We start from the raw sequence: 13,624 nt of genomic DNA on the forward strand, positions 1-13,624 counted from the left end.
ATGTTTTTTTGTAAGTGCCTTTTGCAGATTCGACAGATTTTTACAAAAAAAGATACAGGAGAAACACAAAGGAGTAATATATCATGACAATATCCATGATAGGGATAGATCACGACAGAGCACCGGTAGACGTCCGTGCCCTGTTTGCATTTACAAAGAAAAATGCCGGAGAAGCAATGGAACAACTGAAAGAGAGAGCAGGCATTCATGGCTGCATTATTTTATCTACCTGTAACCGTCTGGAAATCTGGGCGAGTCATGAGGATGATCAGGAGTTTTCACTGTACCGGTGTCTTTGCGAACTCAAGAATATACAGGATCCTTCTTACGAAGAATATTTTATCTCAAGACAGGATAAAGAAGCAGTCGAGCATCTTTTTTATCTGGCAGGAGGTCTGAAGTCTCAGATTCTTGGCGAAGACCAGATCCTTACGCAGATCAAGGATGCCCTCAATCTGGCGAGAGAGCACTTTACGACAGACGGCGTTTTGGAAGTTCTTTTCCGTATGGCAGTAACAGCAGGGAAGAGGATCAAGACAGAGGCACCGATGGCACATGGAAATCCATCTGTGATCCATCAGGCGGTCAGTACTTTGAGAGAACAGGGATATGACATGCATGGAAAAACCTGCATGGTTATCGGGAACGGAGAAATGGGCAAGGTTGCGGCACAGACACTTCGGGATGCCGGAGCAAATGTCACAGTGACAGTCCGTCAGTACAGAAGCGGTATGGTGAGCATTCCGATCGGGTGCAGCCGGATCCATTATGGCGAGCGTATGGGATTTCTGCCGAAATGTGATGTGGTAGTCAGTGCGACAGCCAGTCCGAATTATACGCTGCGCAGGGAACTTTTTCAGGATATTACCCTGACGAAACCACTGCTTCTTCTGGATCTTGCTGTGCCGAGAGATATTGAACCGGCACTTGCGAAGGAAGAGGGAATTACACTGTATGATATGGACAGTTTCCGCACAGAAAGGATTTCACCGGAATCTATGGAAAGCATCACAAAGGCCGGTGAGATCGTCAGAGAACAGATGGATGAATTTTTTCAGTGGCTGGATGGCAGGGATGTAATCCCGAGGATCCAGGAGATCAGAGAGGAAGCGGTGCAGGATCTGAACCTTCGTATCCACAAGATTCTTAAGAACACACCGATGGAGGATTCTGACCGTACAAATCTCTTAAATGCAGTAGATACTGCAGCAGGCAAGGTAGTCAATAAACTTATTTTTGGACTCCGGGACAGTCTGAATCAGGATACTTTTCTGGAGTGCGTGGCAGGACTGGAGAAATTATATGAAGAATAAGCGTTTTTTTCCAATGTTTGTAGATCTGTCAGATAAAAAGATTGTAGTAGTAGGCGGTGGAAATATAGCAACCAGAAGGATCAAGACTCTGCTGCAGTTTACCAGAAACATTACAGCAGTAGCTCCAAAGACAACGATGGAGCTCCATGAACTTGGCAAGGCGGGTTTTGTAAATCTGATCAACAGACCGGTGAAGCGTTCTGATTTTACTATGGCGTTTATGGTGATCGCTGCGACAAATGACTGGAAACTGAATGATGAGATCTACCGTGTCTGTAAGGAAGAGGGAATCTATGTCAACGTTGCAGATGACAAGAGTAAATGTGATTTTTATTTCCCGGGAATTTATATGCAGGACGAGGTTGTTGTGGGAATTACAGCAAGCGGACTGAATCACAAAAAAGCAAGGAAAGTCCGTGTGGCAATTCAGGAGGCAATGGAGGCATCTGATAATGAAGAATAAGATTACGATCGGAAGCAGAGAAAGCAAGCTCGCGGTACTGCAGAGCGAGATGGTCCGGGATTACATAAAAAACCATGATCCGGAACTTGAGGTAGAAATTCTGACCATGAAGACAACAGGGGATAAGATTCTTGACCGTACACTGGACAAAGTCGGCGGCAAGGGCCTTTTTGTAAAAGAACTTGATCATGCTCTTCTTGATGGAAGAACGGAGCTTTCCGTACACAGTCTGAAGGATATGCCGATGGAAGTTCCGGCAGAACTCCCGCTTCTGGCTTTTTCAAAAAGAGAGGATCCGAGAGATGTACTGGTGCTTCCAAAGGGGGTGACAGAACTGGACAGATCCAAACCTCTTGGCTGTTCCAGCCTCAGAAGAACCCTTCAGCTTCGGGAATTGTATCCGGATATGGAGATAAAGAGCATAAGGGGAAACCTTCAGACAAGACTTCGTAAACTGGATGAAGGACAGTATTCAGGACTAATCCTGGCAGCAGCAGGGCTGAAACGTCTCGGACTGGAAGAGAGGATCAGCCGGTATTTTACAGAAGAAGAAATGCTTCCGGCAGCAGGTCAGGGAATTCTGGCAGTGCAGGGACGGACCGGTGTGGACTATGCATTCCTGGATGGTTACTGTGATGCGGATGCGTGGAGTGCAGGATGTGCGGAGAGAGCCTTTGTACGTTGCCTGAATGGCGGCTGTTCTTCTCCGGTAGCTGCCTTTGGAACGGTTGAAGGAGAGATGCTGTTTCTCCGTGGGCTCTATTATAATGAAGAAACAGGAAACTGGTTTAAGGACAGTATCCTTGGAAACAGGAAGGATGCAGAGGAACTGGGAATTACACTTGCAGAACAAATGAAAGAATCCGACAGAACAAAGCAGGATAAAGGTGAGGCAGAATGAAACAGGGAAAAGTATGGCTTGTAGGAGCAGGACCGGGAGATATCGGTCTTTTTACACTGAAGGGAATGGAAATCCTCTCCCAGGCGGATGTTGTTGTCTATGACAGTCTGGTGGGACAGGGTGTGCTTGCAAAGGTACCTTCTTCTGCAAGACTCATCAATGTGGGAAAGCGTGCAGACAGGCATACCATGAAACAGGAACAGATCAATCAGGTGCTTCTTGAGGAAGCACAGAAGGGATATCGGGTAGTAAGGCTCAAAGGCGGAGACCCGTTTCTGTTTGGAAGAGGCGGAGAGGAACTGGAGCTTCTGACTGCGAATGGGATTCCTTATGAAGTGGTCCCGGGAGTGACTTCCTCAAGCGCTGTGCCGGCGTACAACGGCATTCCGGTGACGCACAGAGATTTCTGTTCTTCTGTCCATATCATTACAGGACATAGAAGAGCAGGACGAGAATATGATATTGATTTCCAGGCACTTGTCAATACCAGGGGTACTCTGGTGTTTCTGATGGGAATCGCAGCACTGAACGATATCTGTCAGGGACTTCTGGATGCAGGAATGGATCCAAAGATGCCGGCGGCTGTGCTTCAGAAGGGAACGACCTCCGACCAGAAGCGGGTGGTTGCGACCGTTGCGACGCTTAAGGAAGAGGTGGAACGACAGGGAATCGAGACTCCGGCAATCATCGTGGTTGGCAGGGTATGCCAGCTTTCTGAGGAGTTTGGCTGGTATGAAAGACTTCCGCTCGCGGGCTGGAAGATTCTTGTGACACGGCCAAAGGGAAGAAGTTCTCGCACGGCGGACGAACTCCGAAGAAAGGGAGCGGAGGTACTGGAGCTTCCGTCCATCCGGACAGTTCCGCTGGAAGATCAGAGCAGATTGCATCAGGCACTTGAAAAGATAGAGCAGTATCAGTGGCTGGTATTCACAAGTCCGACAGGTGCAGAGGTTTTCTTTGAGGAAATGTTTGCAGAGAAAAAGGACATCCGCTGCCTTTCTTCTCTTAAAGTGGCTGCGATTGGACAGGGAACAGCCAAAACACTGGAGCAGAGAGGAATTCTGGCAGATCTGATTCCGGAGGTTTACGATGGAGATTCTCTGGGAGAAGCTCTGGCACAGGGGCTTGACGGTGGCGAAAACATCCTGATCCCGCGTGCCTCAAAGGGAAATGCGAATCTGGTTAAGATTCTCATGGAACGTGGAGCACAGGTGGATGATATTCCGACCTATGATACCGTCTATGAGAAAAATCCTCTGATTGATGTGGCAGCAGAAATAAAAGTGGGCGGAATCGACTGTGTGGTATTTACCAGTGCATCTACGGTAAAAGGCTTTGTGGAAAGTACAGGACTTTCTGATTATTCACATGTGACAGCAGCATGTATCGGCAAGCAGACAAAAGCAGCGGCAGACAGCTATGGAATGAAGACATATATGGCTGCAAAGGCTACGATCGATGATTTGACGACACTTGTTGAAAAAATAAAAACAAACGTAACTGATTCTTCCACAGACTGAGTGTACGGAACAGTTACAGATAGGAGTGACAATAATGGATCTGATTCAAAGACCAAGAAGACTGCGTGGCAGTGAAACTCTGCGAAAAATGGTAAGGGAGACAAGAATTGATAAATCTTCTCTGATCTATCCTCTTTTTGTTAAGGATGGACAGAATATTGAGGAAGAAATTCCGTCCATGGAAGGACAGTTTCGATACAGTGTGGACCGTCTTCCATATGAACTGGAACGTCTGACAAAAGCCGGCGTCAGCAGTATCATGCTGTTTGGAATCCCGGATCATAAGGACGAGGTCGGAAGCGGAGCCTACGATGAGAATGGTATCGTGCAGAGAGCTCTTCGTGAAGCCAGAAAACAGTTTCCGGATCTCTATTATATTACAGATGTATGCATGTGTGAGTACACTTCTCATGGACACTGCGGTGTTCTCTGTGGACATGAAGTTGAGAACGATGCAACTCTGGAGCTGCTTGCCAAAACAGCTCTCTCCCATGTAGAGGCAGGTGCCGATATGGTAGCACCATCTGATATGATGGACGGACGTGTTCGTGCGATCCGTGAATGTCTGGATAGAGCAGGACATAAGGAAGCACCGATCATGTCCTATGCAGTGAAATATGCATCCGCTTTTTACGGACCGTTCCGTGATGCGGCAGGCTCTGCACCGTCTTTTGGAGACCGCAAGAGCTATCAGATGGATTATCATAACCGGAGAGAGGGAATGAAGGAAGCACTGACAGATATTGAGGAAGGTGCAGACATCATCATGATCAAACCGGCAATGTCCTATCTTGACATGGTTTCAGAAGTGTATAAGGCAACCAATGTCCCGATTGCAGCTTACAGTGTCAGCGGTGAATATGCGATGGTCAAAGCGGCAGCCAAGATGGGCTGGATCGATGAAGACAAGATTGTCTGTGAGATGGCAGCAAGTGCTTATCGTGCAGGAGTTTCTATCTATCTGACCTACTATGCAAAAGAATTGGCACGTTTTATTGATGAAGGGAGAATTGGATAATGACGAAATCTGAATCTTTATTTGCGAGAGCGGTCAAAAGAATTCCGGGCGGTGTAAACAGTCCGGTAAGAGCATATGGAGCCATCGGTGAGGCACCTCGTTTTATTGAGCGTGCAGATGGATGTTATATTTATGATGTTGATGGCAATAAATATATCGATTACATAGATTCCTGGGGACCGATGATTCTTGGACATAACTTCCCGGCTGTACGTGAGAGCGTTCTGAAGGCCTGTGAGAAGGGGCTCAGCTTTGGCTGTGCAACAGAGATAGAAGTTGAAATGGCGGAATTTATCTGTGAGCGCATCCCTCATGTTGAAATGGTGCGTATGGTCAATTCCGGTACGGAGGCAGTTATGAGTGCAATCCGTACTGCAAGAGGATTCACAGGAAGAGATAAGATCATCAAATTTGCAGGATGCTATCACGGACACAGCGATGCGCTTCTGGTAAGTGCAGGTTCTGGTGTGATGACAAGCGGTGTTCCGGACAGTGCAGGAGTTCCGAAGGGATGTACTAGGGATACCATGACAGCTGTTTACAATGATCTTGACAGTGTCAGAGCTCTTCTTGAAGAGGCACCGGAGCAGGTTGCAGCGGTGATCGTGGAACCGGTCGGTGCAAATATGGGTGTGGTTCCGCCGAAGAAAGGATTCCTTGAGGGGCTTCGTACTCTGTGTGATCAGTATGGCGCACTTCTGATTTTTGATGAGGTAATCACAGGTTTCCGTCTTGCATTTGGCGGAGCAGCAGAATATTTCGGAGTAAGACCGGACATGGTGACCTATGGTAAGATCATCGGAGCCGGAATGCCGGTCGGTGCTTATGGTGGAAGAAAAGAGATCATGGAGATGGTTTCTCCGGCAGGCCCTGTATACCAGGCAGGTACCTTAAGTGGAAATCCGATTGCTATGGCAGCAGGACTGACTCAGCTTAAATACCTCTATGAGCATCAGGAAATTTACAAAGACCTGGAGGTTAAAGGACAGAAATTATATGGAGGTATCGAAGAAATCCTGAAAGAAACAAACAGTCCGTATCAGATAAACCATGTTTCTTCTCTTGGAAGTATTTTCTTTGCAACAGAAGAAGTCAAAGATTATGCATCTGCCAAAACTTCTGATACCAGGGCATTCTCAGAGTATTTTCTGTATATGCTCAAAAACGGAATCCATCTTGCACCGTCACAGTTTGAGGCAATGTTCCTTTCTGTGGCACATACGGATGCTGTCCTGGAAGAAACGCTGGATAAAGTAAGGGCATTTTTTGTAAAATAAATACATCAAGTATAGGATAAAATACATTTCCTCCTGAATGGAAACTTGTTCTTATACATGCTTTGTGGTATAATAAGGGCACTTGAGTTCATGCAGAGTGTTAGTTCTGCATGGACAGACAGGTTACTGCGAACGGAAAAACAGTAACAAAACAACGCGCGATTTTAGGAGGCAATATCATGGGGAACAAGAAATACGTAGCCTATGTGGGAACATATACCCACGGCAACAGTAAAGGTATTCAGGTTTATGATGTAGATGTTGAGAAGGGAACACTGAGAGAACGAAGCGAAGTACAGGTCAGCAATGCATCTCATACAGCAATCTCTAAGAATGGCAAGTTTTTGTATTCGATCGAGGACGAAGGTGTGGCAGTGTTCAGACGTGATGAGAACGGAGATCTGACCCGCATCAACAGAGTCAGCATTGACGGTATGCGAGGCTGCTTCCTGGCAACAGATGTAGATGGTAAATATCTGTATGTGGCAGGATATCATGATGGTAAGGTGACAGTTGTACATACACGCCGCGACGGAAGCCTTGGACGTATTATGGATGGCGTTTACCACAAGGGACTTGGAAGCGTTGCAGAGCGTAACTTCCGCCCACATGTAAACTGTGTGCGTCCTACACCGGACAATAAATACCTGTGTGCAGTTGATAACGGAATCGATCAGGTTAAACTCTATCGTATCAATAAGAGACAGCATAAGCTGGAACTGGTTGATATTCTTCGCTGTCCGAGAGAGAGCGGCCCAAGGATCATTCGTTTCAGTGCTGATGGCAGATTCGCCTATATCCTGTTCGAGCTGAGTAATGAGATTAAGGTTTACAGCTATGACGGAAGTGGTCATACTCCTGAGTTCGAACTGCTTCAGAGTATCAGCACACTTACGAAAGAGAAGGATGAGGATGCATTCCATAATGCAGCATCTGGTCTTGCACTTGCACCGGATGGAAGGCATCTGTTCTGCACAACCGCAGGTGAGAATACGGTTTCCATGTATGAGATTGACACAGAGACAGGACTTCTTGATAAGAAATTCACTCTTCCGATTAGCGGTGACTATCCGAAGGATCTTGTGATTTTCCCGGACAATAAGCACATTGCTGTTGCAAACCATGCAAGCAATACTGTTACAACATTTACAGTAGATTATGACAAGAATATCATCGTGATGAATGATAAACCCCATCATATTGAAACTCCAAACTCCATTCATATCTGGCCGGTACCGGATGAGGTAGCACCAGAGGGAGATCAGTCTGAAGAGCAAGAAGAATTTGAATAAAAAATAAAATGAAATCCCCTGCCGGCTGTCGTATGACTGCTGACAGGGGATTTCGTTTTATTTCATTGAGAAAAAAAATTATTTCTGATAAAATTTCTGGATGGAATCCATTCGGGAGGTCATATTGGAGAAGAGCGCATCTGTGATCGCCAGAGCACACATGGATTCAACGACCACAACGGCTCTTGGCACGATAACAGGATCGTGGCGGCCGTGGATTTCCAGGGATAATTCGCTTCCGTCCTTTGTTACAGTATTCTGAGGCTGGCTGATGGAAGGGGTTGGTTTGACCGCAGCACGGAGAACGATCTCGCTTCCATCACTTATGCCGCCCATAATGCCTCCGGCGTGGTTGCTGGTTTTCGTGATCTGTCCGTTTTCTGTGTGGAAACCGTCATTGTCCTCGGATCCCTTCATCCTGGAAACCTGAAAACCATCACCGATCTCAACCGCCTTTACAGCACCTATGGACATAACTGCCTGTGCAAGAACCGCATCGAGCTTCTCAAAAACAGGATTTCCGAGACCGGCAGGAACGTTTTTGATCCGGCATTCGATGATACCGCCGGCACTGTCCTGATTCTTCATGCATTCCTCCAGATAGGCTCCGGCAGCAGAGGCTGCACTGGCATCCGGCATATAAAAGGCATTTCTCGTGATTTCTTCTGCGTCAAAATCCGTGATCTCTACAGGACCGATGGATTTGGTGTAAGTGCAGAACGAAATGCCAAGAGTTTCAAGAATCCTGGATGCGATTGCACCTGCTGCCACGCGGCCGATGGTTTCACGCCCAGAGGAACGGCCGCCTCCACGGTAATCACGGAAGCCATATTTGGCATCAAAGGTAAAGTCGGCATGACCCGGGCGGTAGGAGTAAGCAAGATTTCCATAATCCCTGGAACGCTGGTCTGTGTTGCGTACCATGAGCGAGATCGGAGTTCCGGTGGTTTTTCCCTCAAAAACTCCGGAGAGGATTTCTACCAGATCCCCTTCCTTGCGGGCAGTTGTATAACGACTCTGCCCGGGTTTACGCCGGTCGAGAAATTTCTGGATATCTTCTTCATTAAGAGAAAGACCGGCCGGGCATCCGTCTATGACAGCTCCAAGAGCTTTGCCGTGAGATTCGCCCCAGGTCGTGACAGTAAAGTGATTTCCAAAGCTTGATTTATTCATCTGAATCTGATTCCTTCCTGAAAATTAGAGTGTGAATATACGCATAATGTACAGAATGAGTCTATTTTAGCATGGTAATGCTCGAAAAACAACAAAAAACATGAGGTTTTAGAGGAGCATGTTAATTTTGGGTAAATCAAAACTGTTGGAATTGACAAAGAACCATGCACAATTTATAATGTAAGCTGTGCAGCGGTTCGGAGCCGGTAACTGAGAAAGAGTAAAGGGGAACAGGAAGAAAACGGCTGTACAGACACATGGAACTCTGGGACATGTGTAATATGAGTGGAAGGGGAGTGGAATCGTGGTTAGAATGTTTCGAACATCAGATGGAGCCATTCATGAGATTCAGGAACCACAGGACGGCTGCTGGATTGCATTGACCAATCCTACAGCAACAGAGATTTTTGAAATATCAGAACAGTTCCAGATAGAGGTCGACGATCTGCGAGCTCCTTTGGATGAGGAAGAACGTTCCCGTATCGAAGTCGAGGATACTTATACACTGATCCTGGTAGATGTCCCGATGATAGAGGAGCGTAATGATAAGGACTGGTATGGTACTATTCCGCTTGGTATCATTGTCACGGACAAGATGATCTTTACGATCTGCCTGGAAGATACACAGGTACTGACAAGGTTTATGGAGGGGCGTGTCCGCAATTTTTTTACTTATATGAAGACACGTTTTATCCTGCAGATTTTGTATCGAAATGCAAGCATGTATCTTCGTTATCTGCGTATCATTGACAAAAAGAGTGAACAGGTGGAGGAGAAACTCCATTTTTCACCGCGAAACAAGGAGCTGATCGAGCTTCTGGAACTGGAGAAATCACTGGTTTACTTTACGACATCTCTGCGTTCCAATGAGGCGGTTCTGGAGAAACTGATCAAGATCGAAAGCATCAAGAAATACCCGGAAGATACGGAACTTCTTGAGGATGTTATTATTGAGAACACGCAGGCGATCGAGATGGCAAATATCTACAGCGGTATCCTTGCCAACATGATGGATGCGTTTGCATCAGTTATTTCCAATAACCTGAATGATGTAATGAAGATCCTGTCTGTGATCACGATCGTTATGAGTATCCCGACGATCATATTCAGTGCTTACGGAATGAACTTAAGTGCTGTCGGCATGCCATTTTCCAAGACATCATGGGGATTTCTGATTGTAATCGTGATCTCGATCGCGGCAAGTATCGTAGCAGCGATCTTTCTGGCAAAAAAGAAATATTTTTAGTCTTTCCAAGTAGTATACTGACCGAAAAGGAGAAAGTGATTTTATGAATTGGATTGATAAACTGGAACGTAAGTTTGGACGATTCGGGATTCAGAATCTGACGATGTATATCATCATCTGTTATGTGGTGGGATATTTTCTGACTTATCTGAACCCGAGCCTGATGGCAATGATGAGTCTTGATGTGGCCAAAATCCTCCATGGACAGATATGGAGACTGGTGACATGGGTGATCTACCCGCCCAGCACAGGGAATTTCCTGCTGTTTGTAATTTCTATTTTGTTTTTTTATTATCCGATAGGAACTTCACTGGAACGTACCTGGGGAACTTTCCGATATACATTGTATATTTTTTCAGGACTGTTCTTTGTACTGATTGCAGCTTTTCTGACTTATTTCATAACAGGTGGTTATGTTGTGATCGGAGGAATGAGCTATGCAATCGGCGGTGGAGTGTTTACGACTTATTATGTCAGTCTGTCTGTATTCCTCGCCTATGCGATGTCATGTCCGGACATGCAGATCCTTCTGTGGTTTGTGATTCCGATCAAGATGAAGTGGATGGCGATTGTTTACGGAGTGATCGTTCTTTATAATATGATCACTTATATAAGAGCCGGACTCTGGGTGATGGCAGTGCCGATCGTTGCCTCACTTCTGAACTTTGTGCTGTTTTTCTTCAGCACAAGAAATATGCATCGTTATAATCCGAAAGAGGTGCACAGAAGGAGAGAGTTCAAGAAGGCAGTGGCACAGAGCAGGGTCAATCCGGCGACAGGCGGGATCACCAAACATAAGTGTGCGATCTGCGGCAGAACAGAGCAGGACGATCCGAATCTGGAATTCAGATTCTGTTCCAAATGCAATGGAAATTATGAATATTGTCAGGATCATCTGTTTACACATGAGCATGTAAAGTGAATGTATGGCTGTGAACAGGAAGAAATAAACCAAACGAGGAGAGATACATTATGAAAAAAAAGCCGTTTGTAACCTTAGACAAGCTGAAAGAAATTTCAGCACAGTATCCGACACCATTTCATCTCTACGATGAAAAGGGAATCCGCGAAAATGCAAAGGCCTTAAAGGAGGCATTCGCATGGAACAAAGGATTTAAAGAATTTTTTGCCGTAAAAGCAACCCCGAATCCGTATCTGATTCAGATTCTTCAGGAGTATGGCTGCGGCTGTGACTGTTCTTCCATGACAGAACTGATGCTTTCCAAGGCAATCGGCTGTAAAAAAGGCGATATCATGTTCTCTTCCAACGATACTCCGGAAGAGGAATTCCGCTATGCAGATGAGATCGGTGGAATCATCAATCTTGACGACATCACACATATCGAGGCGGTAGAGCGTGCAGTGGGAAAAATTCCAAAAACCATCAGCTGCCGTTATAATCCGGGTGGTGTGTTCAAGATCAGCAATGATATTATGGACAATCCCGGGGATGCAAAATACGGAATGACAACAGAGCAGATTTTTGAAGCCTTCCGTATCCTCAAATCCAAAGGAGCAGAGAAGTTTGGTATTCATGCATTCCTGGCAAGCAATACTGTCACAAATGAATATTATCCGATGCTTGCGAAGGTAATGTTTGAACTGGCAGTGAAGCTTCAGAAAGAGACAGGGGCAAAGGTTGCATTTATTAATCTTTCTGGAGGAATTGGTATTCCATACAGACCGGATCAGACTCCGAATGATATCCGTGTGATCGGAGAAGGAGTCCGCAAGGTATATGAGGAAGTTCTTGTTCCGGCAGGAATGGGTGATGTTGCCATCTACACAGAGCTTGGACGATTTATGATGGGACCATATGGCTGCCTGGTAACAAAGGCAATCCACGAAAAACATACACACAAAGAATACGTAGGGGTAGATGCGTGTGCGGTAAACCTGATGCGGCCGGCTATGTATGGTGCTTATCATCACATCACTGTCATGGGTAAAGAAGACAAGCCGTGTGATCATCTTTATGATATTACAGGATCTCTTTGTGAAAATAACGATAAATTTGCAATTGACCGCTATCTTCCGGAGATTGAGATGGGAGATCTGCTTGTGATCCATGACACAGGAGCACATGGATTTGCTATGGGCTACAACTACAATGGTAAACTTAAATCAGCAGAGATTCTTCTGCATGAGGACGGTAGCTTTGAGATGATCCGAAGAGCAGAGACCCCAAGAGATTATTTTGCGACCTTCGACAGCTTCCCGATTTATGAGAAGCTTTTGCAGGACGAAGATAAATTGTACAAATAATTAAAAAACACTTGCTAAGAACCGGAAATTATGATAATATAATTTTCGGTTCATGTGCCGCTGTGGCGGAATTGGCAGACGCACTTGACTCAAAATCAAGCGGGAAACCGTGCCGGTTCGAGTCCGGCCAGCGGCACTTTAAAAGCCTTGAGTTTTCAAGGCTTTTTTCTTTTGTGAGAACTTTCGTGAGAACCATCTGACAACAAATCTTCGAAATGCTCATTTGCGAGTTTGTTCATTTCCTGTGCTTTGTCTGATAGAGCATGTCTGTAAACTGCTTTAAGTGTTCCATCATTTCCCCAACCGCCGCGTTGCATGATATAAACATCTGGAATTCCCAACAGAAGCACTGGAATTTCCAATTCAGTTCCCTGTACTGCGTTCATAAGAATCTTTACCTCTGCGTCAGAAGGAATATACAGCTCAACGCGTTTCTTCTTTGGTAAGGCTGTATTTAGTGCCATAGACGGTCTGTATACCCGTAGTACAGCAGATATTAGACCATGTATGTTACGAACGGTTTTAGGGGATAATTTGACGGCTTCAAGGTTAATTGCTTTTTGAATATCATCTTGAATGATGTCGTCAATCTTTATATCCATAAGGGATGGAATGTAATTTCGCTGAATTCCCCTGTAATCTCTGATTGTGCAGGGAGAAAGAATATTTTCCCGCGAGGAAATATAATCTTCAAGTGCTTCTCCGAATTTAAGAGCTCCGGCAGTAGTTGAGCTTTGCTCCTTACTTGCGGCCCATTCAGCAGCCATCTGTTCACAGATACGTTTTCCTCTCTTGGTTGGATCATCACAAGTGAAAGACTTCCGAATTTTTCTTTTGCCAATAGTTCCGTCGGGTTTAGGATAATAAGCGGGAATCCTCGGCAATTCAATTACCGAGATGAAAGCGCAGGATTGTGCATATCTGCACAAAAAATATAACAACAAAAATTGATTTCTTATATCTCCTGATTCTTGTATTTGTTTTCAAAAGAAAGTAGGTCAGATATGCGTTGAAAAACAAGAGCATTTTGTGCTATGATATAAACATAATAAAAACTATCAATCAGAAGGAGAATGGAAATGCTGCTGTCACATAAAACATCCATAAAGATCAGTCAGGAATATTCCAATATCATAGGGCATATGTGTTATGCAGC

The 13,624-nt window shown here is 45.4% G+C and carries 12 protein-coding genes and 1 tRNA gene; 11 read left to right on the forward strand and 2 right to left on the reverse strand.

Annotated elements, in window-relative coordinates; all coding sequences use genetic code 11:
- Window positions 1-83 precede the first annotated feature (83 nt).
- From hemA to GT674_RS03700, 7 genes are all read left to right on the forward strand, one after another.
- Window positions 84-1,313 carry a glutamyl-tRNA reductase gene (hemA, locus tag GT674_RS03670; RefSeq protein WP_161284477.1) on the forward strand — a complete coding sequence of 410 codons (1,230 nt, stop codon included), beginning with the start codon at window positions 84-86 and terminating at the stop codon, window positions 1,311-1,313.
- The gene (locus tag GT674_RS03675) at window positions 1,303-1,776 is read left to right on the forward strand and encodes a precorrin-2 dehydrogenase/sirohydrochlorin ferrochelatase family protein (RefSeq protein WP_161284478.1); all 474 of its coding nucleotides are present in this window, start codon (window positions 1,303-1,305) and stop codon (window positions 1,774-1,776) included. The genes hemA and GT674_RS03675 overlap by 11 nt, the downstream gene beginning before the upstream one ends.
- Window positions 1,766-2,677 (forward strand): hydroxymethylbilane synthase, encoded by a 912-nt coding sequence (gene hemC / locus GT674_RS03680; protein WP_161284479.1) that lies wholly within the window; start codon window positions 1,766-1,768, stop codon window positions 2,675-2,677. The genes GT674_RS03675 and hemC overlap by 11 nt, the downstream gene beginning before the upstream one ends.
- A complete protein-coding gene (cobA, locus tag GT674_RS03685) occupies window positions 2,674-4,197 on the forward strand; it encodes a uroporphyrinogen-III C-methyltransferase (protein WP_161284480.1) in 1,524 nt (507 codons plus the stop codon). The genes hemC and cobA overlap by 4 nt, the downstream gene beginning before the upstream one ends.
- A gap of 34 nt (window positions 4,198-4,231) precedes the next feature.
- Window positions 4,232-5,215: a porphobilinogen synthase gene (gene hemB / locus GT674_RS03690; RefSeq protein WP_161284481.1), complete on the forward strand. Its 984-nt coding sequence runs from the start codon at window positions 4,232-4,234 to the stop codon at window positions 5,213-5,215.
- Complete coding sequence (hemL, locus tag GT674_RS03695; protein ID WP_161284482.1) at window positions 5,215-6,492, forward strand: glutamate-1-semialdehyde 2,1-aminomutase; 1,278 nt, start codon at window positions 5,215-5,217, stop codon at window positions 6,490-6,492. The genes hemB and hemL overlap by 1 nt, the downstream gene beginning before the upstream one ends.
- A gap of 179 nt (window positions 6,493-6,671) precedes the next feature.
- Window positions 6,672-7,784, forward strand: coding sequence for a lactonase family protein (locus GT674_RS03700; protein WP_161284483.1), 1,113 nt, complete (start codon window positions 6,672-6,674; stop codon window positions 7,782-7,784).
- A 78-nt stretch (window positions 7,785-7,862) separates the two neighbouring features.
- Here the strand turns inward: GT674_RS03700 and aroC are convergent, their stop codons facing one another.
- The gene (aroC, locus tag GT674_RS03705) at window positions 7,863-8,957 is read right to left on the reverse strand and encodes a chorismate synthase (protein WP_161284484.1); all 1,095 of its coding nucleotides are present in this window, start codon (window positions 8,955-8,957) and stop codon (window positions 7,863-7,865) included.
- 304 nt (window positions 8,958-9,261) lie between these two features.
- On the opposite strand from aroC, the gene GT674_RS03710 reads away from it, so the two are divergent.
- From GT674_RS03710 to GT674_RS03725, 4 genes are all read left to right on the forward strand, one after another.
- The gene (locus GT674_RS03710; RefSeq protein ID WP_173902803.1) at window positions 9,262-10,203 is read left to right on the forward strand and encodes a magnesium transporter CorA family protein; all 942 of its coding nucleotides are present in this window, start codon (window positions 9,262-9,264) and stop codon (window positions 10,201-10,203) included.
- A gap of 43 nt (window positions 10,204-10,246) precedes the next feature.
- Window positions 10,247-11,125 carry a rhomboid family intramembrane serine protease gene (locus GT674_RS03715; RefSeq protein WP_161284486.1) on the forward strand — a complete coding sequence of 293 codons (879 nt, stop codon included), beginning with the start codon at window positions 10,247-10,249 and terminating at the stop codon, window positions 11,123-11,125.
- Between the two features lie 50 nt (window positions 11,126-11,175).
- Window positions 11,176-12,468: a diaminopimelate decarboxylase family protein gene (locus GT674_RS03720; RefSeq protein ID WP_161284487.1), complete on the forward strand. Its 1,293-nt coding sequence runs from the start codon at window positions 11,176-11,178 to the stop codon at window positions 12,466-12,468.
- A gap of 56 nt (window positions 12,469-12,524) precedes the next feature.
- A tRNA-Leu gene (locus GT674_RS03725) sits at window positions 12,525-12,604 on the forward strand.
- A 19-nt stretch (window positions 12,605-12,623) separates the two neighbouring features.
- Here GT674_RS03725 and GT674_RS03730 read toward each other — a convergent pair.
- Window positions 12,624-13,412, reverse strand: coding sequence for a hypothetical protein (locus GT674_RS03730; RefSeq protein ID WP_161284488.1), 789 nt, complete (start codon window positions 13,410-13,412; stop codon window positions 12,624-12,626).
- Between the last annotated feature and the right edge of the window lie 212 nt (window positions 13,413-13,624).

Origin of the sequence: Blautia sp. BIOML-A1 (assembly GCF_009883055.1) — a bacterium.
Lineage (GTDB): Bacteria > Bacillota > Clostridia > Lachnospirales > Lachnospiraceae > Blautia_A.

Bases quoted from the DNA above. Each gene is read 5' to 3' on its own strand.
- GT674_RS03675 (WP_161284478.1), top strand. From the start codon at position 1,303: ATGAAGAATAAGCGTTTTTTTCCAATGTTTGTAGATCTGTCAGATAAA.
- aroC (WP_161284484.1), bottom strand. From the start codon at position 8,957: ATGAATAAATCAAGCTTTGGAAATCACTTTACTGTCACGACCTGGGGC.
- hemL (WP_161284482.1), top strand. From the start codon at position 5,215: ATGACGAAATCTGAATCTTTATTTGCGAGAGCGGTCAAAAGAATTCCG.
- hemA (WP_161284477.1), top strand. From the start codon at position 84: ATGACAATATCCATGATAGGGATAGATCACGACAGAGCACCGGTAGAC.
- cobA (WP_161284480.1), top strand. From the start codon at position 2,674: ATGAAACAGGGAAAAGTATGGCTTGTAGGAGCAGGACCGGGAGATATC.
- GT674_RS03700 (WP_161284483.1), top strand. From the start codon at position 6,672: ATGGGGAACAAGAAATACGTAGCCTATGTGGGAACATATACCCACGGC.
- GT674_RS03715 (WP_161284486.1), top strand. From the start codon at position 10,247: ATGAATTGGATTGATAAACTGGAACGTAAGTTTGGACGATTCGGGATT.
- hemC (WP_161284479.1), top strand. From the start codon at position 1,766: ATGAAGAATAAGATTACGATCGGAAGCAGAGAAAGCAAGCTCGCGGTA.
- GT674_RS03720 (WP_161284487.1), top strand. From the start codon at position 11,176: ATGAAAAAAAAGCCGTTTGTAACCTTAGACAAGCTGAAAGAAATTTCA.
- hemB (WP_161284481.1), top strand. From the start codon at position 4,232: ATGGATCTGATTCAAAGACCAAGAAGACTGCGTGGCAGTGAAACTCTG.